The following is a 19,280-nucleotide window of genomic DNA, read 5'->3' on the forward strand; positions in this document are numbered from 1 at the left end:
ACTTTTCCCCATGAGCTTCAGCCCTTTGATTCGCCAACTGATCGACGCCCTGCGAATTTTGCCAGGTGTGGGTCAGAAAACTGCCCAACGCATGGCGTTGCAGCTGCTCGAGCGTGATCGCAGCGGCGGCTCTCGCCTGGCGCTGGCGCTGAGCCAGGCCATGGAAGGGGTGGGCCATTGCCGGTTGTGTCGCACCCTGACCGAAGACGACCTCTGCCCGCAATGCGCCGATACCCGTCGCGACGACACCTTGCTCTGCGTGGTGGAAGGGCCGATGGACGTTTACGCGGTGGAGCAGACCGGTTTTCGTGGTCGCTACTTTGTGCTCAAGGGCCATCTGTCGCCACTCGACGGACTTGGGCCGGAAGCTATCGGTATTCCGCAACTGCTGGCGCGGATCGAAGAGGCGGGCACGTTCACTGAAGTCATTCTGGCGACAAACCCGACCGTGGAAGGCGAGGCGACAGCGCATTACATTGCCCAATTGCTCAGCAACAAAGGCCTGATCGCCTCGCGCATCGCTCATGGTGTGCCGTTGGGTGGCGAGCTGGAATTGGTGGATGGCGGGACGTTGGCGCATTCGTTTGCCGGGCGTAAGCCGATCGTTTTGTAGCGTTTGAATTGGCGCCTTCGCGAGCAGGTCGAATCGTCGCACCGTCGCTCCCACATTGGATTTGTGGTGTTCACAAAACCCCTGTGGGAGCGAGCCTGCTCGCGAAGGACGCGCCTGGGTTTATCTGATTCACACAATCCTGTTGAAAACCAAGCAAGCGCTCGGTTAACTTCGCTGAACCTTCAGTGGAGATCGCCGATGCCTGCCTTTCAGGAATACTTCGACCCCAGCCACCAATTGGTTCGCGACAGCGTCAGACGTTTCGTCGAGCGCGAAATCTTGCCGGACATCGACCAGTGGGAAGAAGCCGAAAGCTTTCCCCGCGAGCTCTACCTCAAGGCCGGCGCGGCGGGGATTCTGGGGATCGGTTATCCCGAAGCCCTGGGCGGCAGCCACGAAGGTGATCTGTTCGCCAAGGTCGCCGCCAGCGAAGAGCTGATGCGCTGTGGCTCCGGCGGTGTGGTGGCGGGGCTCGGCTCGCTGGACATCGGCCTGCCGCCGATCCTCAAGTGGGCCAGGCCTGAAGTCCGCGATCGCGTTGTGCCGCAGGTGCTTGCCGGCGAGAAGATCAGCGCCCTGGCCGTTACCGAGCCCAGTGGTGGCTCCGACGTCGCCAATCTGCAAACCCGCGCCGTGCGTGACGGCGACTTCTACCGCGTCTGCGGCAGTAAAACCTTTATAACCAGCGGCGTCCGCGCGGATTTCTACACCGTCGCGGTGCGCACCGGTGCGCCGGGGTTCGGTGGCATCAGCCTGCTGTTGATCGAGAAGGGCACGCCTGGTTTTACCGTCGGCCGTCAGTTGAAGAAAATGGGCTGGTGGGCGTCGGACACCGCCGAGCTGTTCTTCGACGATTGCCGGGTGCCGGTAGGCAATCTGATTGGTGCCGAAAACATGGGCTTCGCCTGCATCATGGGCAACTTCCAGAGCGAACGCCTGGCGCTGGCGCTAATGGCCAACATGACCGCGCAACTGGCGCTGGAAGAAAGCCTGAAATGGGCTCACCAGCGTGAAGCATTCGGTAAGCCCATCGGCAAGTTTCAGGTGCTCAAGCATCGCCTTGCCGAAATGGCCACGGCGCTGGAGGTGTCACGGGAATTCACCTACCGCCAGGCGGCGAAAATGGCGGCGGGGCAGAGTGTGATCAAGGAGATTTCCATGGCCAAGAATTTTGCGACTGACACGGCTGACCGGATTACTACGGATGCGGTGCAGATTTTGGGTGGCCTCGGTTATATGCGCGAGAGCCTGGTGGAGCGGCTGTACCGCGATAACCGGATTTTGTCGATCGGTGGGGGGACGCGGGAAGTGATGAACGAGATCATCAGCAAGCAGATGGGGCTCTAATCTGCGGTGTGGCGGCTGACGCCATCGTCGGAACGCCGCCCGGAGCAGGCTCGCTCCCACAGGGGATTTTCTGTGTACCCAAGTTTTGTGCACGACAGAGATTAACTGTGGGAGCGAGCCTGCTCGCGATAGCGTCGGTGCAGACGCCGCGTTACTTATCAGACAACGCAAACTGCGTCAGGCAAAACGTCGGAATCCCCATATCTTCCAGACGCTGCGATCCGCCCAGCTCTGGCAAATCAATGATCGCCGCCGCTTCATGAACCCGGGCACCCATGCGTCGAACCAGGTTCGCCGCCGCAATCAGCGTCCCGCCCGTGGCGATCAGGTCATCGAACATCACCACCGAATCGCCCTCGCACAGGCTGTCGGCGTGGACTTCGAGGAAGGCTTCGCCGTATTCGGTCGCATAACCCTCGGCCAGCACGTCGGCCGGCAGTTTGCCTTGCTTGCGGAACAGCACCAGCGGCTTGTTCAGCTGATAGGCCAGGACCGAACCGATCAGAAAGCCGCGAGCGTCCATCGCACCGATGTGGGTGAAGTCAGCCTCGACATAACGGTGGGCGAAGCTGTCCATCACCAGGCGCAGGGCCTTGGGCGACTGGAACAGCGGGGTAATGTCGCGAAAGATCACGCCCGGCTTGGGAAAGTCGATCACAGGGCGGATGAGGGATTTGATGTCGAAGGAGTCGAAGACCATCGTCGAAGTGTCCTGGCAGGCTGCAAACGACGCAGTATAACGGCGGCTGAACCGTTTCGCTCAGCCGCCATCGCCGAAATCAGCCGTCTAGCGAGCCGCCGGCCAGGGCGCAGAGCTGGATCGGGTCGAGGATATGGATTTCCTTGCCTTCGGCGGCGATCAGTTCGTTTTGCTGGAAGCGCGTGAACACCCGGGACACGGTTTCCACCGCCAGGCCCAGGTAATTGCCGATTTCGTTGCGCGACATGCTCAGTCGGAACTGGTTGGCCGAGAACCCCCGGGCGCGGAAACGGGCCGACAGGTTGACCAGGAACGTGGCGATCCGCTCGTCGGCGGTTTTCTTCGACAGCAGCAACATCATTTGCTGATCGTCGCGAATCTCGCGACTCATCACGCGCATCAACTGACGGCGCAGTTGCGGCAGTTGCAGCGCCAGTTCGTCGAGGCGTTCGAAAGGGATTTCACACACCGATGTGGTTTCCATGGCTTGCGCCGAGACCGGGTGTTTTTCGGTGTCCATGCCCGACAGGCCGACCAGTTCGCTCGGCAGGTGGAAACCGGTGAGTTGTTCTTCGCCGCCATCGCTCAGGCTGAAGGTCTTCAGGGCGCCAGAGCGTACTGCATAAACGGAATCGAAGGTGTCGCCCTGGCGGAACAGGAATTCGCCCTTTTTCAGCGGGCGGCCACGTTTAACGATTTCGTCCAGCGCATCCATGTCTTCCAGATTCAAAGAAAGTGGCAAGCAGAGGGGGGCCAGGCTGCAATCCTTGCAATGGGCCTGACTATGAGCGCGCAGCTTTACTGGCTCGGACATTTCTTCAATCCTTGTGGGAAAACACACATAAGCCGTAAGGGTAACCCACGGAAGGACATTCAGGCACGCGGCGATTTTGTCGCAGGGTCGTAAAGTCAGCGTTTCACAGACCGGCCAGTGAGGTGATGGCTAGATCACACGCGAAAACCGCTGGCGATTTTGCTTTTCCAGGTATGCGTCGAACACCATGCACACCGAACGCACCAGCAATCGTCCGGCGGGCAGTACGGTGATCCGTTCGTTATCAAGTTCGATCAGGCCGTCTTCGCCCATTTCCTGCAACTGTGGCCAGAGTTCGCCGAAGTAACCCTGAAAGTCGATGTTGAAGGCCTGTTCGATCTCGGCGAATTCCAGGCTGAAATTACAGATCAGTTGTTGGATGACCGCACGTCGCAGGCGGTCATCGGCGTTGCACAGCAGACCACGGCTGGTGGCCAGCTGCGCGCTGGCCAGCGTGTTCTGGTACTGATTGAGGTCGCTGCTGTTCTGGCAATATAAGTCGCCGATCTGGCTGATGGCCGACACGCCCAGGCCAATCAGGTCGCAATGACCGTGGGTGGTGTAGCCCTGGAAGTTGCGTTGCAGGGTCGATTCTTCCTGAGCAATCGCCAGTTCATCGTCGGGCAGCGCGAAGTGGTCCATGCCGATGTAGCGGTAACCGGCCTGGGTCAGCTGTTCGATGGTGCCCTGGAGCATTTCCAGTTTTTGCGCCGGTGTCGGTAGCTCGTCGCTGTTGATTCGCCGTTGCGGCATGAAGCGTTCCGGCAGGTGCGCGTAGTTGAACACCGAGAGGCGGTCCGGTTGCAGGTTGATCACTTCATCGACGGTACGGGCGAAATTCTCGGGTGTCTGCCTCGGCAAGCCGTAGATCAGGTCAATGTTGATCGAGCGAAACTGCAGCGTGCGGGCAGCGTCGATCACCGCGCGGGTGTCTTCCAGGCTTTGCAGGCGATTGACTGCCCGTTGCACTGCCGGATCGAGGTCTTGCAGGCCGATACTGACCCGATTGAAGCCTAGTTCACGGAGCAGGCCCATGGTCGACCAGTCGGCTTCGCGAGGGTCGATTTCGATGCCGTAGTCGCCGGAATTGTCGTCCAGCAAGTTGAAGCTTTTGCGCAACTGGGCCATCAACTGGCGCAGTTCATCGTGACTGAGAAAGGTCGGGGTGCCGCCGCCGAAATGCAGTTGCTCGACTTTTTGCGCGGGGTCGAGGTGGCAGGCAATCAGCTGGATTTCCTGCTCAAGTCGCTGCAAATAGGGCTGGGCCCGGCCGCGGTCCTTGGTGATGACTTTATTGCAGGCGCAGTAGTAGCAAATGTTCGCGCAGAACGGCACGTGCACATACAGCGATAACGGTCGCAGGGCTTTACGGCTGTCGCGCAGGGCGTGGAACAGGTCAAACGTGCCGACCTGACCGTCGAATTGCACCGCGGTCGGGTAGGAGGTGTAGCGCGGTCCCGCCAGGTCGTAACGGCGGATCAGATCGGTGTCCCAACGAATGGCGTCGAGCATCATGCGGGCATTCCCCCGGATAGGCTGGCAGTGTCAGCGAGTCTAGGGGGCGTCGCGGTGGGGCATCTTGATTTGCATCAACGGTGTCATTGCCAAACATCACCCTGTAGCAGCTGCCGAGCCTGCGAGGCTGCGTTCGGTGCGGGCCGCGTTCGGACGCAGCCGTCGTGAAATCAGACTGTGCGGTGCTCAGGTGAGTTTGGTACTCAGGGTTTACGACGGCTGCGCCGCCGATCTAATGCCCCATGAGCCAATGCTGATGTGGCCCCGGCAAGGTCCATATGCCGAACAGGATCACCAGTAATCCCCCCGTCATCCGCACGCTACGTTTGCGCAACAACGCCGTGACCCGCTCAGCCGCCAAGCCCGTGGCGAGCAATACCGGCCAGGTGCCCAACCCGAACGCGAGCATCAAGAGCGCACTGTCCAGCGCATTGCCCTGACTCGCCGACCACAGCAACGTGCTGTAAACCAACCCGCACGGCAGCCAGCCCCAAAGCGCGCCCAGCAGCAACGCACGGGGTACGCTCGACACCGGCAGCAGTTTATTGGCAACCGGCTGGATATGCCGCCACAGGCCGCGGCCGAGGCTTTCGATGCGGGTCAGGCCGCTCCACCAACCGGCGAGGTACAGGCCCATGGCGACCAACAGCAATCCGGCGATGATGCGCATGAACATCGCTGCCGGGCTGTTGGCCACCGCCCAACCGGCCAGGCCGATCAGCAGGCCGGCCGTTGCATAGCTGAGAATTCGCCCCAGGTTGTAGGCCAGCAGCAGTCGAAAGCGTCGGCTGCGTTGTTCCTTGGGAATCGCCAGGGTCAACGCGCCCATCAAGCCGCCGCACATGCCCAGGCAATGCCCGCCACCGAGCAGACCGAGAATCACCGCAGACACCAGCAGCGGCGCCAACTCAAGCATGGGGTGGCGCCTTGTCGTCCGGTTTGGCCGGATGGCCGCTGGCTTCGTCGACCGCAGCCTTGTGGTTCGGGTCCTGGTCGTCAAACAGAATGCTGTGGGCCGGACCGTCGAGGTCGTCGTACTGACCGCTGTCGACTGCCCAGAAGAAGATGTAAATAGCGATGGCCACGATCAGCAGCGCGGCCGGGATCATCACGTAGAGAGCTGGCATCTGGACTCCATGCCCGCGCGGCTCAGGCCGGCAGCGGACGGGTTTCTGGCGTGGCGCTGACCGCAGGCGTTTTTGGCATGCGAGTCAGGCGCAGAGCGTTCAGCACCACGGTCAACGAACTGATGGACATGCCGACCGCGGCCCATACCGGAGTGATCCAGCCGAGGGCGGCGAACGGCAACATGAGGCCATTGTACAGCCCGGCCCACAGCAGGTTCTCGATGATTACCCGGCGGGTGCGTCGAGCCAGGCTAAAGGCTTGGACCAATGCATCGAGGCGGTTCGACAGCAGTACCGCGTCGGCACTGGTTTTCGCCAGGTCGGTGGCCGAACCCATGGCCACGCTGATGTCGGCGGCGGCCAGCACTGGCACGTCGTTGACCCCGTCACCGAGCATCAACACCTTGCGGCCTTCCTTGTGCAGCTGTTGCAAGACCTGCAATTTATCGTCCGGACGCAAGCCGCCACGGGCTTCATCGATGCCCAGTTCCGCGGCGACACTGGCGACCATCGGCGAGCTGTCGCCGGACAGCAGCAGCGTGCGCCAGCCGCGAGCCTTGCAGGCCGCGAGCAGGGCAGGTGCATCGGCACGCAGGCGGTCGTCGAGAACAAACCATGCCAACGGCCCCCGGCTGTCGCCGAGCAACAGCCATTGGCCGGCTTCATCCGGCATCGATGGCACGGCAGCGCCACTGAGTTCACAGACAAATCCCGGTTGGCCGATGCGCAAGCGTTGCTCACCGACCAAGCCTTCGAGGCCTAGCCCGGGCGTGCTGTGGACTTCTTCGGCGGCCAGCGGAGCCCGGCCAAACGCTCGGGCAATCGGGTGTTCGGAGCGGTTTTCCAGTGCAGCGGCGAGGCTCAGGCATTGATCGCTGTTGAGCGCGCCGAGTGGGCGGATCGAACGCAACGCCAGTCGCCCTTCGGTGAGCGTGCCGGTCTTGTCGAAAATCACCGTGTCGATCTGGTTCAGACCTTCCAGCACATGACCGCGTGTCAGCAGCAAGCCCAGTTTGTGCAGCGTGCCGGTGGCGGCAGTGAGTGCGGTCGGCGTGGCGAGGGACAGGGCGCACGGGCAGGTTGCAACGAGCATCGCCAAAACAATCCAGAAGGCCCGCGACGAATCCAGTTCCCACCAGATCAGGCCGATGACGGCAGCGGCAATCAGCGACAGCAGCAGGAACCACTGCGCGGCGCGGTCGGCAATTTCCGCCAGTCGCGGCTTCTCGGCCTGAGCACGGTCCAGCAGGCGGACGATGGCGGACAGTCGGGTGTCCTGGCCGAGGGCCAGGACTTCCACGGTCAACGCACCTTCGACGTTCAGGGTGCCAGCGGTGACGGCATCGCCCGGCGTGCGCGGTTGCGGCAGGTATTCGCCGGTGAGCAGGGATTCGTCGATGCTCGACTGGCCTTCGAGGATCTTGCCGTCAGCCGGGAGGATCGCGCCGGGATGCACCAGCACCTGATCACCCACACGCAGTTCGCTGAGCAGGATCCGCTCGCTCTGGCCGTCGGCACTCAGGCGCAGACACGAGGCGGGCAATAGATTGACCAGTTGTGCTGTGGCGGCGGCGGTGCGTTCGCGGGCGCGACGTTCGAGATAACGGCCGGCCAGCAGGAACAGCGCGAACATGCCGACCGCATCGAAATACAGCTCACCGACGCCGGTGATCGAGGTCCAGATCCCGGCGATGTAGGCACTGCCAATCGCCAGCGACACCGAGACGTCCATGGTCAGGTGGCGGGTGCGCAAGTCGCGCATCGCGCCTTTGAAGAATGGCGCGCAGCTGTAGAACACGATCGGGGTGGTGAGAAATAGCGCGACCCAACGCAGGATGGTGTGCAGCTCGGGGCTGAGGTCGATGTTGAATTCCGGCCAGGTGGCCATGGTCGCCATCATCGCCTGGAACCACAGCAGCCCGGCCACGCCGAGTTGACGCAGGGCCAGGCGGTTTTCGCTGGCCAGTTGTTCACTGGCGCGATCGGCCTGGTAGGGGTGCGCGGCGTAACCGATGTGGCGCAATTCGCTGAGTATCTGGCTCAGAGGCAGTTGCGCATCGGCCCAGCGCACGTGCAGGCGATGGTTGGACAGGTTCAGGCGCGCTTCGGCCACCGCCGGCAAGCCACGCAGGTGTTTCTCGATCAGCCAGCCGCAGGCGGCGCAACTGATGCCTTCCATCAACAGGGTGGTTTCGGCGAGTTCACCTTCGTGGCGGACGAAGGGCGCTTGCACGTCGGCGCGGTCGTACAGCGCCAGCTCATCCACCAACTGCACCGGCAAGGCTTCGGGGTTGGCCGATGACTCGCTGCGATGCTGGTAATAGGTTTCCAGTCCGCCGGCCACAATGGCTTCGGCCACAGCCTGACAACCCGGGCAGCAGAACTCGCGGGTTTCACCGAGGACGGCAGCGGTGAAGCGGCTGCCGGCCGGGACGGGCAGGGCGCAGTGGTAACAGGGGAGCGGAGTGGTCATGAGGTGAAGTCTATATCGTCCGGAAGGGCCTCATCGTCGGATCGCCGCCCGGAGCAAGCTCGCTCCCACATTGGATTTGTGGCGTTCACAAAACCCTGTGGGAGCGAGCTTGCTCGCGATGCGCGAAGCGCAGGCTTTTACTTCTTCAGGTCTTCGGCGCCCTGCAGCGGTTCATCACCCAGCAGCAGATCCTTGTCATGGCTGACCTGTTCTTCTTCGAACATGCGCCAGGTCTTGTCGTCCTGTACGCCCAGCAGTTCTACAAAGCGGCGACCGTCGACCTTGTCGTTCAACTGGCCAATGTAGCGGCCCTGTTCGGTTTCGCTGCGCGCCAGGGTGATCTTGCGATCCTTCTCCGGCTGGGTCGGCGAGATCAGGTTCAGCTCCAGGGTTTTGGGTTGGCTGTTGCCGCTCAGGCGCAGGTCGACTTCACCGGTCACATCGTCCAGATGAACACTGGCGCGCAGCAGCAGGGTCTGCGCCAGCAGCTCACGGTCGAGGGAACGGTTGATGCCTTTGCCGGCCTCGTAATAGTTGTCGTTGACCAGGTTGTCCGGGTTTTTCACCGCGATCGTCACCATGGACAAGGTCAGGGTCACGGAACACGCCAGGATGGCGATGATGATCCACGGCCAAAGGTGCTTGTACCAGGGACTTGCGGCAGTTGCTGTGGGCATGATCACTTCTCTCAACGAACTTGTGGGCCGATGAACCGGCTCTTGGCTTCAATGTGGACGCTGTCGTCATCGGCATCTTTGAGGATGAATTTCACCTCGTTGGTGCTCGATGGCAGTTTCTCCGGTGCGCTGGACAGTTCGACCGGCTGGCTGAAAATCTCCCCGGCGGCGACCTTGATCTCGCGCTTGCCTTGCAGCTTGAGGTCCGGCAGGCCAACGGCTTCGAGCACGTAGGTGTGGTCGCGCTGATCCTTGTTCATGATCTTCAGGCTGTAGACGTTTTCGATCCGGCCTTCGGCGTCCTCGCGGTACAGTACGCGGTCCTTGCTGACGTCGAAACCGACCAGCGAACGCATGAAGAATGCGGTCATCAGCAAAGCGATCATCGCCAGCAGGACCGTGGCATAGCCAATCAGGCGCGGGCGCAGTTTATTGGTTTTTTGCCCGGACAGGTTGTGCTCGGTGGTGTAGCTGATCAGGCCGCGAGGGTAATCCATCTTGTCCATGATGCTGTCGCAGGCATCGATGCAGGCCGCACAGCCGATGCATTCGACTTGCAGGCCGTCGCGGATGTCGATACCGGTCGGGCAGACCTGGACGCACATGGTGCAGTCGATGCAGTCGCCCAGCCCCATGGCCTTGTAGTCGACGCCTTTCTTGCGCGGGCCGCGGCTTTCACCACGACGCGGGTCGTAGGAAACGATCAGGGTGTCTTTGTCGAACATCACGCTCTGGAAGCGCGCGTACGGGCACATGTAAATGCACACTTGCTCGCGCAACCAGCCGGCATTGCCGTAGGTGGCGAGGGTGAAGAAGCCGACCCAGAAATACGACCAGCCGTCGGCTTCGCCGGTGAAGAAGTCGATGGTCAGCTCGCGAATGGGCGAGAAGTAACCCACAAAGGTCATGCCGGTCACAAAGCCGATCAACAACCACATCGAGTGTTTGCTGAGTTTGCGCAGGAATTTGTTGGCGCTCATGGGCGCTTTGTCGAGCTTGATGCGCTGGTTGCGGTCGCCTTCGGTGACCTTCTCGCACCACATGAAAATCCAGGTCCAGACACTCTGTGGGCAGGTATAGCCGCACCAGACCCGCCCGGCGTACACGGTAATGAAGAACAGGCCGAAGGCACTGACGATCAGGATCCCCGAGAGCAGGATGAAGTCCTGAGGCCAGAAGGTTGCGCCAAAGATGAAGAATTTGCGTTCCGGCAGGTTCCACCAGACGGCCTGATGGCCACCCCAACTCAGCCAGACCGTACCGAAATACAGCAGAAACAACCCGGCACCGCCCATCATCCGCAGGTTGCGGAACAGGCCGGTGAAGGCGCGGGTGTAGATTTTTTCTCGAGAGGCGTAGAGGTCGACGCTGTTGTTCGCGTTCTTGGCAGGGGTGACGTCGTGTACCGGAATCTGGTTGCTCATCATTGCATCCCACGGCAGTGGAAAAATGCCTCGGTCAGTACATGCCGACCGCGGTCAAAAAGAGGTGTTGCAGTGGCGCAATGATACGCCTGTCGCTCTAGGTCAAGGGTGCGACCTTTGGTCGCGTTGGGGAAAAATCGTGGATGGTGTAGCAAATGTAACAAGTCGTGATGCAGATCAATTGACTTGTTCAGTATGGACGGCTTTTTCGCGTCCTGCCTTCCACACACTATCCGCCTGTCGCGGCGAGCCTGAGGGCAGCCTCGCGATTCAATGACTGTTATGAGTTTGTTGTTTTAATCTTCGTATTGTTATTGTTGGAGTGCTTATATAAGGGGCTTGTGGGTGGTTTTGTAGGTGCGTTAATTGTTGGTTGGAAATATAGATAATTAATTGTCGGGTGTTGGATGTTTGTGTGTGTTCGAGGTCTGTTATATGTTCGTGTTCAGGCAAGTTGCCTGTCGCTCTATTATTAATGTTAGATGGAAATGGAATTCTATGAACTTATCAAAATCTGGCAGTTTGCTGGCGTGTCTGGCCTTTGCTGTCATGACGCCTTTTGCGCATTCGGCACCCACAACTGTATCTCCGATGGATATGGTGTTTACCTCCGATCCGCAATACCCGTGGACTGAGAAAACCGATGCCGGTGAAACCCAGACCGACTCGTATCGGGATTCGCGCTCTAAGTGGCTGATCGAAACCCAATATGATGATATTGCCAATTTCAGGCAGAACTTCGGCGGCGCCGCGCGGGTGCCGGTGATGATCAACGGCGATATCACTGCCTTTGGCCATGGCTGGCAGCGCTCGGTGGTCAAGCCGATTCTGGACAGTAAACTGCTCGGCCTGTATGACTATGGTCTGGGTAATCACGACTATGAGAATAATGTCGATGATTGCCTTTTTAATAATTGTGCCGCAGGGAGCGTTGAGGACTTTCTGGCACGCTATACCGGTAAGAATGGCAGGGCCGACAGCATTGATGTTCAACTTACGGAGGAGGGTACCGTAAAGAAAAGAGTGTCTGGCAGTCTGGCTTACTCCAAGAATTTTGGAGATGTTCATATGGTGCAGCTAAATAATGAGCCTACTTACTCGGTCAGCTTCACCGCTTATGACTGGCTTGTGCCGAAGAGCTATCACCTGACGGACGCACTTGACTGGTTGGAAAAGGATCTGAAGGCTGCTCGGGAAAGAGGCCAGATCATTATTTTGAATATGCATAAACCCAAGTGGGATGGCAGTGACCAGCAATTGAGTCGCTTCAGTAAGATGATCAAAGATTACAAGGTGACTGCGGTGTTTGCCGGGCACTACCACTGGTTTAGTGGCCAATACTACAGCGCATCCAGCGAGTTTGGTGACGTGCCATTGTTCCTGAGTGGGGCCGCTTCCCAGCAAACGTATCTGATTGCGAGCTTCTCCAAGGAAAGGGACAAGTTGATGATCTACCGCGTGACGGGCAATAACTGGCCGAGTCGCAAGCTTGAGTCGACCATTGCGGTTCAGCGCTAAGTCGCACAGATCCTGAAACCAAAACGGCCCCGCCAATTCTCACTGGCGGGGCCGTTTTTTGTTGCATCAAGCGTTTGCCTTACTGGGCGTCCGCCACTGGCGCTTTCTCACCGTGAGAAAGGCTGTAGACGTAAGCGGCCAGCAGGTGAACCTTGTCGTTGCCTTGCAGCTGTTCTTGCGCAGGCATCTGGCCCTGACGGCCGTAACGGATGGTCTGCTGCAGTTGAGCGAAGCTCGAACCGTAGATGAACGCGCCCGGGTGAGTCAGGTCAGGTGCGCCCATTGCTGGAGTACCTTTGCCTGCCGGACCGTGGCACGCCACGCAGTTGGCAGCGAACAGTTTCTGCCCGGCAACCGGATCAGCCTTGGTGCCTTCCGGCAGCTTGCGGCCATCAAGGTTGGTCAGTACGAATGCGGCAACATCGCTGACGCCTTGCTCGCCGATCACTTCAGCCCAGGCCGGCATCACAGCGTGACGACCGCCCATGATGGTGGTTTTGATGGTTTCCGCTTCGCCGCCCCAGCGCCAGTCGGCGTCGGTCAGGTTAGGGAAGCCATAAGCGCCCTTGGCATCGGAGCCGTGGCAGACCGAGCAGTTGGAGGCGAACAGGCGGCCACCCATCTTCAGGGCTTGCGGGTCCTTGGCGACTTCTTCAATCGGCATGGAAGCGAACTTGGCGAAGATCGGGCCGAACTTGGCGTCCGACTTGGCCATTTCCTTTTCCCACTCGTGAACGCCGGTCCAGCCGCTCTGGCCGTTGGCGAACGCGGTCTGCTTGTCGTTATCGAGGTAGTTGTAACCCGGCAGCAGGCCTTTCCAGTTACCCAGGCCCGGGTACAGAACCAGGTAGCCCAGGGCGAAGATGATGGTGCCCACGAACAGCATGAACCACCATTTCGGCAGTGGGTTGTCGTACTCCTCGATCCCGTCGAAGGAGTGGCCAACCGTTTCTTCGGTGGCTTCGCTGCGCTGGCCCTTGCGGGTGGACAGCAGCAGCCAGGTCAGGGCGAAGATCGTGCCGAGACTGAGGACTGTGACGTACAGACTCCAGAACGTAGTCATTCTTTGTTACTCCTAGAAGCTTGCTCGACGTGCTTGATGGCTTCGGGATCATCCGCGAAAGGCAGCAAGGTCGCGTCTTCAAACTCCGACTTGCGCTTGGGGCTGAATACCCACAACGCCAGACCGATGAAGGCCACCATCACAACAACGGTGCCCAGGCCACGAATCATCCCGATATCCATCTAAATCACCGTTTGCTTTTGATGATGGTGCCCAGGCCTTGCAGATAGGCCACCAGCGCGTCCATTTCGGTTTTGCCCTTCACAGCATCCTTGGCGCCGGCGATGTCTTCGTCGGTGTAAGGGACGCCGAGCGTGCGCAAGACTTCCATTTTCTTGGCGGTGTCTTTGCCGTCGAGCTTGTTTTCCACGAGGAACGGGTAGGCCGGCATTTTCGACTCAGGCACAACGTTGCGCGGGTTGTACAAATGCGCACGCTGCCAGTCATCGGAGTAACGACCGCCAACACGGGCCAGGTCCGGACCGGTACGCTTGGAACCCCACAGGAACGGGTGGTCCCAGACGCTTTCACCGGCGACCGAGTAGTGGCCGTAACGTTCGGTTTCAGCGCGGAACGGGCGGATCATCTGCGAGTGGCAGCCGACACAACCGTTGGCGATGTAGATGTCGCGGCCTTCCAGTTCAAGGGCGGTGCGAGGCTTCATGCCTTCGACCGGCTTGTTGGTGACGTCCTGGAAAAACAGCGGAACGATCTGGGTCAGGCCGCCGATGCTGACGGCGATAACCATGAAGAAGGCCAGCAGGCCAATGTTCTTCTCGACTGCTTCATGCTTCATCAGTGAGCTCCAACTACAGCAATCTGTTCAGCAGCTTTGGCTTCAGCCGGGTTCGAGGCACGTACGGTACGCCATACGTTGTAGGCCATGAACAGCATGCCGCTGGCGAAGAACGCACCGCCCAGGGCGCGAACGATGAAACCAGGATGGCTGGCTTGCAGCGCTTCGACGAACGAGTAGGTGAGGGTGCCGTCGTCGTTGATTGCACGCCACATCAGACCCTGGGTGATGCCGTTGACCCACATCGAAGCGATGTACAGAACGGTACCGATGGTCGCGAGCCAGAAGTGCGTGTTGATCAGACCGATGCTGTGCATCTGCACACGACCGAACAGTTTCGGGATCATGTGGTAGATGGCGCCGATCGAGATCATCGCTACCCAGCCCAAGGCACCGGCGTGTACGTGGCCGATGGTCCAATCTGTGTAGTGAGACAGCGAGTTGACGGTCTTGATGGCCATCATCGGGCCTTCGAAGGTCGACATGCCGTAGAAGGCCAGCGACACAACGAGGAAGCGCAGGATCGGGTCGGTGCGCAGCTTATGCCAGGCGCCCGACAGGGTCATCATGCCGTTGATCATGCCGCCCCAGCTTGGCGCCAGCAGGATGATCGACATCGCCATGCCCAGCGACTGAGCCCAGTCCGGCAGCGCGGTGTAGTGCAGGTGGTGCGGACCGGCCCAGATGTACAGGGTGATCAGCGCCCAGAAGTGCACGATCGACAGACGATAGGAGTAGATCGGACGCTCGGCTTGCTTGGGAACGAAGTAGTACATCATCCCCAGGAAGCCCGTGGTCAGGAAGAAACCGACCGCGTTGTGGCCGTACCACCACTGGATCATCGCGTCAGTCGCACCGGCGTAGGCCGAGTAGGACTTGAACAAGCTGACCGGTAGGGAAGCGTGGTTGACGATGTGCAGCATCGCCGTCACAACGATGAAGGCACCGTAGAACCAGTTACCCACATAGATATGTTTGGTTTTGCGCTTGGTAATGGTGCCAAAGAACACCACAGCGTAGGTGATCCAGACAATGGCCAGCAAAATGGCGATAGGCCATTCCAGTTCAGCGTATTCCTTGGACGTGGTGTAGCCCAGCGGCAAGGAAATGCCTGCACCGACGATCACCGCTTGCCAACCCCAAAAGGTGAAGGCCGCGAGACTGTCGGAAATCAGTCGCGTTTGGCAGGTTCGCTGCACGACGTAATAAGAAGTGGCAAACAGTGCACAACCACCGAAGGCGAAAATCACCAGGTTGGTGTGCAACGGGCGCAGGCGTCCAAAGCTCGTCCATTCCAGACCGAAGTTCAACTCCGGCCAGACCAGTTGCGAGGCGATGAAGACACCGAGCCCCATGCCAAGGATCCCCCAGACCACCGTCATGATGGCGAACTGGCGGACTACCTTATAGTTATAAGCAGTCGGACTGATTGCTGTGCTCATTCTAAGGTTCCACGGTTTGGGTGTTTTATTAGGAGTAAAAATCGGCCGCAAGTATGGAGAAAGCGGGGGGTCATTGCAACGCGCCATGACCTGGGTCAATGCTTTCAAAAGCTGATTCTGCGGCCTTTCCATGCGCCGCGTAAGGACAAAACTGCCGAAGGGCAAAATGTCGCAGCAGACGAAAATGGTGAGGGGTCAGGTCGAATGTAACGGGGTGTGTTCAAACACAACGAGCGGGTGACAGATGGCAATTGGCACGACAGCCGGTATCTACCAGCCTTTGCGGCTTGTCATCGAGCAGATTCGTCGAACACATCGGGTTGGGTCGACCTGGAACCGGCTCACGCCAGTCCGCATCGGGGAAGCTTAGACCCGAATCTGGGGAACCGAAAGGAGGACTAACGGAGGGGTGCGACACTTGGTCGCAAAGGGGCAGGGAACTGCCGCATCCGGGAGAATGCGGCAGCAGAACGGTCGAGATTTATTCGTGTTTGCCTTCAGCCTGCAAACGCTCGGTGTTCAGCCCATGAGACAAGCTGTAAACGTAAGCGGCCAGCAGTTGCACCTTGTCGTTGCCGAGCAGTTCATTCTGCGCCGGCATATGGCCTTGGCGACCATGACGAATGGTCTGTTGCAGTTGCGCCAGGCTTGTTCCGTAGATAAAACCGGCCGGTTGCGTCAGATTCGGCGCACCCATGGCTTCAGTGCCCTGGCCGTTTGCACCATGACAGGCTACGCACATCGTGCTGAACGCTTGCTGTCCGGCATGCAGGTCGGCACCGCTGTCGGCAGGCAACGACAGGCCGGCCAGGTCGTGGCGCACGTAAGCCGCGACGTTCTTCACCCCGGCATCACCCAGGATTTCACCCCAGGCCGGCATCGCGGCCATGCGACCACCCATGATCGTGGTTTTGATGGTGTCGGCGTTGCCGCCCCAGCGCCAGCTGGTGTCTGCCAGGTTGGGGAAGCCAAAGGCGCCCTTGGCATCCGAGCCGTGGCAGACCGCGCAATTGGAGGCAAACAGGCGACCGCCCATTTTCAACGCTAGCGGGTCCGCGGCCACTTCTTCCACGGGCATCGCCGCGAATTTGGCGAAGATCGGTCCGAACTTCGCATCTGACTTGGCCATTTCCTTTTCCCACTCGTGGACCCCGGTCCAACCGTCCTCGTAACCCGGCAGAACGCCTTTCCAGTTGCCCAGGCCGGGGTACAGCACCAGATAGCCCACGGCAAACACCAGCGTGCCGGCGAACAGCATGAACCACCACTGCGGCAGCGGGTTGTCGTACTCCTCGATCCCGTCGAAGCTGTGGCCCATGGTCTGGTCGACGCTGCCCTTGGTTTCGCCCTTGCGGGTGCTGATCAGCAGCCAGGTCAGGCCGATCAGGCTGCCGATGGTCAGTACGCAGATCCACGTACTCCAGAAGGTGGTCATGGCCGGGTACTCCTTGTTTCAGGTTCTTGGGTGGCGTCATCGGGTAGCGGTTCATCGGCGAACGGCAGCAAACGCGCTTCGGCGAATTCCGGATTGCGCTTGCCGTTGAACACCCACAGCGTCAGGCCGACGAAGGCCACAAACACCACGACCGTGCCCAGGCCGCGGATCATTCCACTGCTTATTTCGCTAATAATTTCAAAGGACATGGCCATGGCTCACCTCTTGCTTTTGATGGATGTGCCAAGCACTTGCAGGTAAGCGACCAGTGCGTCCATTTCGGTCTTGCCCTTGAGCGAGGCGACTGAGCCTGCGATGTCGTCGTCGGTGTACGGCACGCCGAGGGTGCGCATCGCCTTGATCTTGCTTTCGGTGTGGCTGCTGTCGAGTTGGTTGTCCACGAGCCACGGATAGCCGGGCATTTTCGATTCCGGCACCACGTTGCGCGGGTTGTACAAATGCGCGCGATGCCAGTCTTCGGAGTAGCGACCGCCGACCCGGGCCAGGTCTGGACCGGTACGTTTCGAGCCCCACAGGAACGGGTGATCCCACACACTTTCACCGGCCACCGAGTAGTGGCCGTAGCGTTCGGTCTCGGCGCGAAACGGGCGGATCATCTGCGAATGGCAGCCGACGCAGCCTTCGCGGATGTAAATGTCGCGACCTTCCAGTTGCAGCGCGGTGTAGGGCTTCATGCCTTCCACCGGCTTATTGGTCACGTCCTGGAAGAACAGCGGGACGATCTGGGTCAGACCGCCAATGCTCACGGCCAGCACCATCAACAACATCAGCAGGCCGACGTTTTTCTCGATTGTTTCGTGTTTCATGGCGGCCTCCTCAGGCGATCTGCGCGGCAGCGGCGACTTCGGCAGGCTGCGAGGCCCGCACGGTGCGCCAGGTGTTGTAGGCCATCAGCAGCATGCCGCTGAAGAAAATCGCACCGCCTACCAGGCGCACGACGAAGCCTGGGTGGCTAGCCACCAGGGTTTCGACGAAGGAGTAGGTCAGCGTGCCGTCTTCATTGACAGCGCGCCACATGAGGCCCTGGGCGATGCCGTTGACCCACATCGAAGCGATGTACAGCACGGTGCCGATGGTGGCGAGCCAGAAGTGCGCGTTGATCAGGCCGATGCTGTGCATGTGCGTGCGACCGAAGATTTTCGGAATCATGTGGTAGAGCGCGCCGATGGAGATCATCGCGACCCAACCGAGGGCGCCGGCGTGAACGTGGCCGATGGTCCAGTCGGTGTAGTGGGAGAGGGCGTTGACCGTCTTGATGGCCATCATCGGCCCTTCGAAGGTCGACATGCCGTAGAACGCCAGCGAAACCACGAGGAAGCGCAGGATCGGGTCGCTGCGCAACTTATGCCAGGCGCCCGAGAGCGTCATCATGCCGTTGATCATCCCGCCCCAGCTTGGCGCGAGCAGGATCAGCGACATCACCATGCCCAGCGACTGTGCCCAGTCCGGCAGCGCGGTGTAGTGCAAGTGGTGCGGACCGGCCCAGATGTACAGGGTGATCAGCGCCCAGAAGTGCACGATCGACAAACGATAGGAATACACCGGACGCTCGGCCTGTTTCGGCACGAAGTAGTACATCATCCCGAGGAAACCGGCGGTGAGGAAAAAGCCTACGGCGTTGTGGCCGTACCACCACTGAACCATGGCATCGGTCGCACCGGCGTACACCGAGTAGGACTTGGTGAAACTCACCGCCAGCTCAAGGTTGTTGACGATGTGCAGAATCGCCACGGTGATGATGAACGCACCGAAGAACCAGTTGCCGACGTAGATGTGCTTGGTCTTGCGCTTGGCCAGCGTGCCGAAGAACACCACGGCGTAGGCGACCCAGACGATGGTGATCAGGATATCGATCGGCCATTCCAGTTCGGCGTATTCCTTGGAGCTGGTGTAACCCAGCGGCAGGCTGATGGCCGCCAGCAGAATCACGACTTGCCAGCCCCAGAAGCAGAACGCGGCAATTTTCGGCGCAAACAGTTGAGTCTGGCAGGTGCGTTGCACCGAATAGAACGAACTGGCGAACAGGGCGCAACCGCCGAAGGCGAAGATCACTGCGTTGGTGTGCAGCGGGCGCAAGCGGCCGAAACTGGTCCACGGTAAATCGAAGTTGAGTTCAGGCCAGACCAATTGAGCCGCGAGAAAAACCCCGAGCCCCATGCCGACGATGCCCCACACCACCGTCATAATGGCGAATTGGCGGACCACCTTGTAGTTGTAGGCGGTACTGATAGAAGTGTTCATGGTTCCCCATCCACGGTTCAGCCGAAGTGAAGGCGTTTGCGCTAGGCAGACGCTCCCTTCGCCTGGAGTTATAG

The 19,280-nt window shown here is 59.8% G+C and carries 19 protein-coding genes; 3 read left to right on the forward strand and 16 right to left on the reverse strand.

Annotated elements, in window-relative coordinates:
- The first annotated feature begins 10 nt into the window (after positions 1-10).
- Both recR and QFX16_RS09770 read left to right on the forward strand, forming a co-directional pair.
- Positions 11-613, forward strand: coding sequence for a recombination mediator RecR (gene recR / locus QFX16_RS09765; RefSeq protein WP_046047871.1), 603 nt, complete (start codon positions 11-13; stop codon positions 611-613).
- Positions 614-811: 198 nt separating this feature from the next.
- The gene (locus QFX16_RS09770) at positions 812-1,960 is read left to right on the forward strand and encodes an acyl-CoA dehydrogenase family protein (protein ID WP_283183751.1); all 1,149 of its coding nucleotides are present in this window, start codon (positions 812-814) and stop codon (positions 1,958-1,960) included.
- 151 nt (positions 1,961-2,111) lie between these two features.
- On the opposite strand, the gene QFX16_RS09775 is transcribed toward QFX16_RS09770, so the two are convergent.
- From QFX16_RS09775 to ccoG, 8 genes are all read right to left on the reverse strand, one after another.
- Positions 2,112-2,660, reverse strand: coding sequence for an adenine phosphoribosyltransferase (locus tag QFX16_RS09775; protein ID WP_283183752.1), 549 nt, complete (start codon positions 2,658-2,660; stop codon positions 2,112-2,114).
- A gap of 79 nt (positions 2,661-2,739) precedes the next feature.
- On the reverse strand, positions 2,740-3,474 hold the full coding sequence (fnr, locus tag QFX16_RS09780) for a fumarate/nitrate reduction transcriptional regulator Fnr (RefSeq protein ID WP_046047868.1): 735 nt from the start codon (positions 3,472-3,474) through the stop codon (positions 2,740-2,742).
- Between the two features lie 129 nt (positions 3,475-3,603).
- Entirely contained in the window at positions 3,604-4,986 is a 1,383-nt protein-coding gene (gene hemN, locus QFX16_RS09785) for an oxygen-independent coproporphyrinogen III oxidase (protein ID WP_283184540.1), read from the reverse strand.
- A gap of 235 nt (positions 4,987-5,221) precedes the next feature.
- A complete protein-coding gene (locus QFX16_RS09790) occupies positions 5,222-5,905 on the reverse strand; it encodes a sulfite exporter TauE/SafE family protein (RefSeq protein WP_283183753.1) in 684 nt (227 codons plus the stop codon).
- Entirely contained in the window at positions 5,898-6,116 is a 219-nt protein-coding gene (gene ccoS, locus QFX16_RS09795) for a cbb3-type cytochrome oxidase assembly protein CcoS (RefSeq protein WP_007905420.1), read from the reverse strand. The genes QFX16_RS09790 and ccoS overlap by 8 nt, the downstream gene beginning before the upstream one ends.
- A gap of 22 nt (positions 6,117-6,138) precedes the next feature.
- Positions 6,139-8,589: a heavy metal translocating P-type ATPase gene (locus tag QFX16_RS09800; RefSeq protein ID WP_283183754.1), complete on the reverse strand. Its 2,451-nt coding sequence runs from the start codon at positions 8,587-8,589 to the stop codon at positions 6,139-6,141.
- Between the two features lie 137 nt (positions 8,590-8,726).
- Positions 8,727-9,266 carry a FixH family protein gene (locus tag QFX16_RS09805; protein ID WP_283183755.1) on the reverse strand — a complete coding sequence of 180 codons (540 nt, stop codon included), beginning with the start codon at positions 9,264-9,266 and terminating at the stop codon, positions 8,727-8,729.
- 11 nt (positions 9,267-9,277) lie between these two features.
- Positions 9,278-10,690 carry a cytochrome c oxidase accessory protein CcoG gene (gene ccoG / locus QFX16_RS09810; RefSeq protein WP_283183756.1) on the reverse strand — a complete coding sequence of 471 codons (1,413 nt, stop codon included), beginning with the start codon at positions 10,688-10,690 and terminating at the stop codon, positions 9,278-9,280.
- 498 nt (positions 10,691-11,188) lie between these two features.
- Here ccoG and QFX16_RS09815 point away from each other — a divergent pair, with 498 nt between their 5' ends.
- A complete protein-coding gene (locus tag QFX16_RS09815; RefSeq protein WP_283183757.1) occupies positions 11,189-12,208 on the forward strand; it encodes a metallophosphoesterase family protein in 1,020 nt (339 codons plus the stop codon).
- A 79-nt stretch (positions 12,209-12,287) separates the two neighbouring features.
- Here the strand turns inward: QFX16_RS09815 and ccoP (QFX16_RS09820) are convergent, their stop codons facing one another.
- From ccoP (QFX16_RS09820) to ccoN (QFX16_RS09855), 8 genes are all read right to left on the reverse strand, one after another.
- On the reverse strand, positions 12,288-13,271 hold the full coding sequence (gene ccoP / locus QFX16_RS09820) for a cytochrome-c oxidase, cbb3-type subunit III (protein ID WP_283183758.1): 984 nt from the start codon (positions 13,269-13,271) through the stop codon (positions 12,288-12,290).
- Positions 13,268-13,453, reverse strand: a complete 186-nt coding sequence (locus tag QFX16_RS09825; RefSeq protein WP_003175465.1) for a CcoQ/FixQ family Cbb3-type cytochrome c oxidase assembly chaperone — start codon at positions 13,451-13,453, stop codon at positions 13,268-13,270. Before QFX16_RS09825 ends, ccoP (QFX16_RS09820) begins: the two co-directional genes overlap by 4 nt.
- A gap of 5 nt (positions 13,454-13,458) precedes the next feature.
- A complete protein-coding gene (gene ccoO / locus QFX16_RS09830; protein WP_018925301.1) occupies positions 13,459-14,067 on the reverse strand; it encodes a cytochrome-c oxidase, cbb3-type subunit II in 609 nt (202 codons plus the stop codon).
- Entirely contained in the window at positions 14,067-15,509 is a 1,443-nt protein-coding gene (ccoN, locus tag QFX16_RS09835) for a cytochrome-c oxidase, cbb3-type subunit I (protein WP_283183759.1), read from the reverse strand. The genes ccoO (QFX16_RS09830) and ccoN (QFX16_RS09835) overlap by 1 nt, the downstream gene beginning before the upstream one ends.
- Positions 15,510-15,990: 481 nt before the next feature.
- The gene (gene ccoP / locus QFX16_RS09840) at positions 15,991-16,944 is read right to left on the reverse strand and encodes a cytochrome-c oxidase, cbb3-type subunit III (RefSeq protein ID WP_283183760.1); all 954 of its coding nucleotides are present in this window, start codon (positions 16,942-16,944) and stop codon (positions 15,991-15,993) included.
- A complete protein-coding gene (locus tag QFX16_RS09845; RefSeq protein ID WP_439900111.1) occupies positions 16,941-17,159 on the reverse strand; it encodes a cbb3-type cytochrome oxidase subunit 3 in 219 nt (72 codons plus the stop codon). The genes ccoP (QFX16_RS09840) and QFX16_RS09845 overlap by 4 nt, the downstream gene beginning before the upstream one ends.
- A gap of 3 nt (positions 17,160-17,162) precedes the next feature.
- On the reverse strand, positions 17,163-17,771 hold the full coding sequence (ccoO, locus tag QFX16_RS09850; RefSeq protein ID WP_283183761.1) for a cytochrome-c oxidase, cbb3-type subunit II: 609 nt from the start codon (positions 17,769-17,771) through the stop codon (positions 17,163-17,165).
- Between the two features lie 10 nt (positions 17,772-17,781).
- Positions 17,782-19,206 (reverse strand): cytochrome-c oxidase, cbb3-type subunit I, encoded by a 1,425-nt coding sequence (gene ccoN, locus QFX16_RS09855; protein WP_283183762.1) that lies wholly within the window; start codon positions 19,204-19,206, stop codon positions 17,782-17,784.
- Positions 19,207-19,280: the final 74 nt, after the last annotated feature.

The organism is Pseudomonas svalbardensis (assembly GCF_030053115.1).
GTDB classification, from domain to species: domain Bacteria; phylum Pseudomonadota; class Gammaproteobacteria; order Pseudomonadales; family Pseudomonadaceae; genus Aquipseudomonas; species Aquipseudomonas svalbardensis.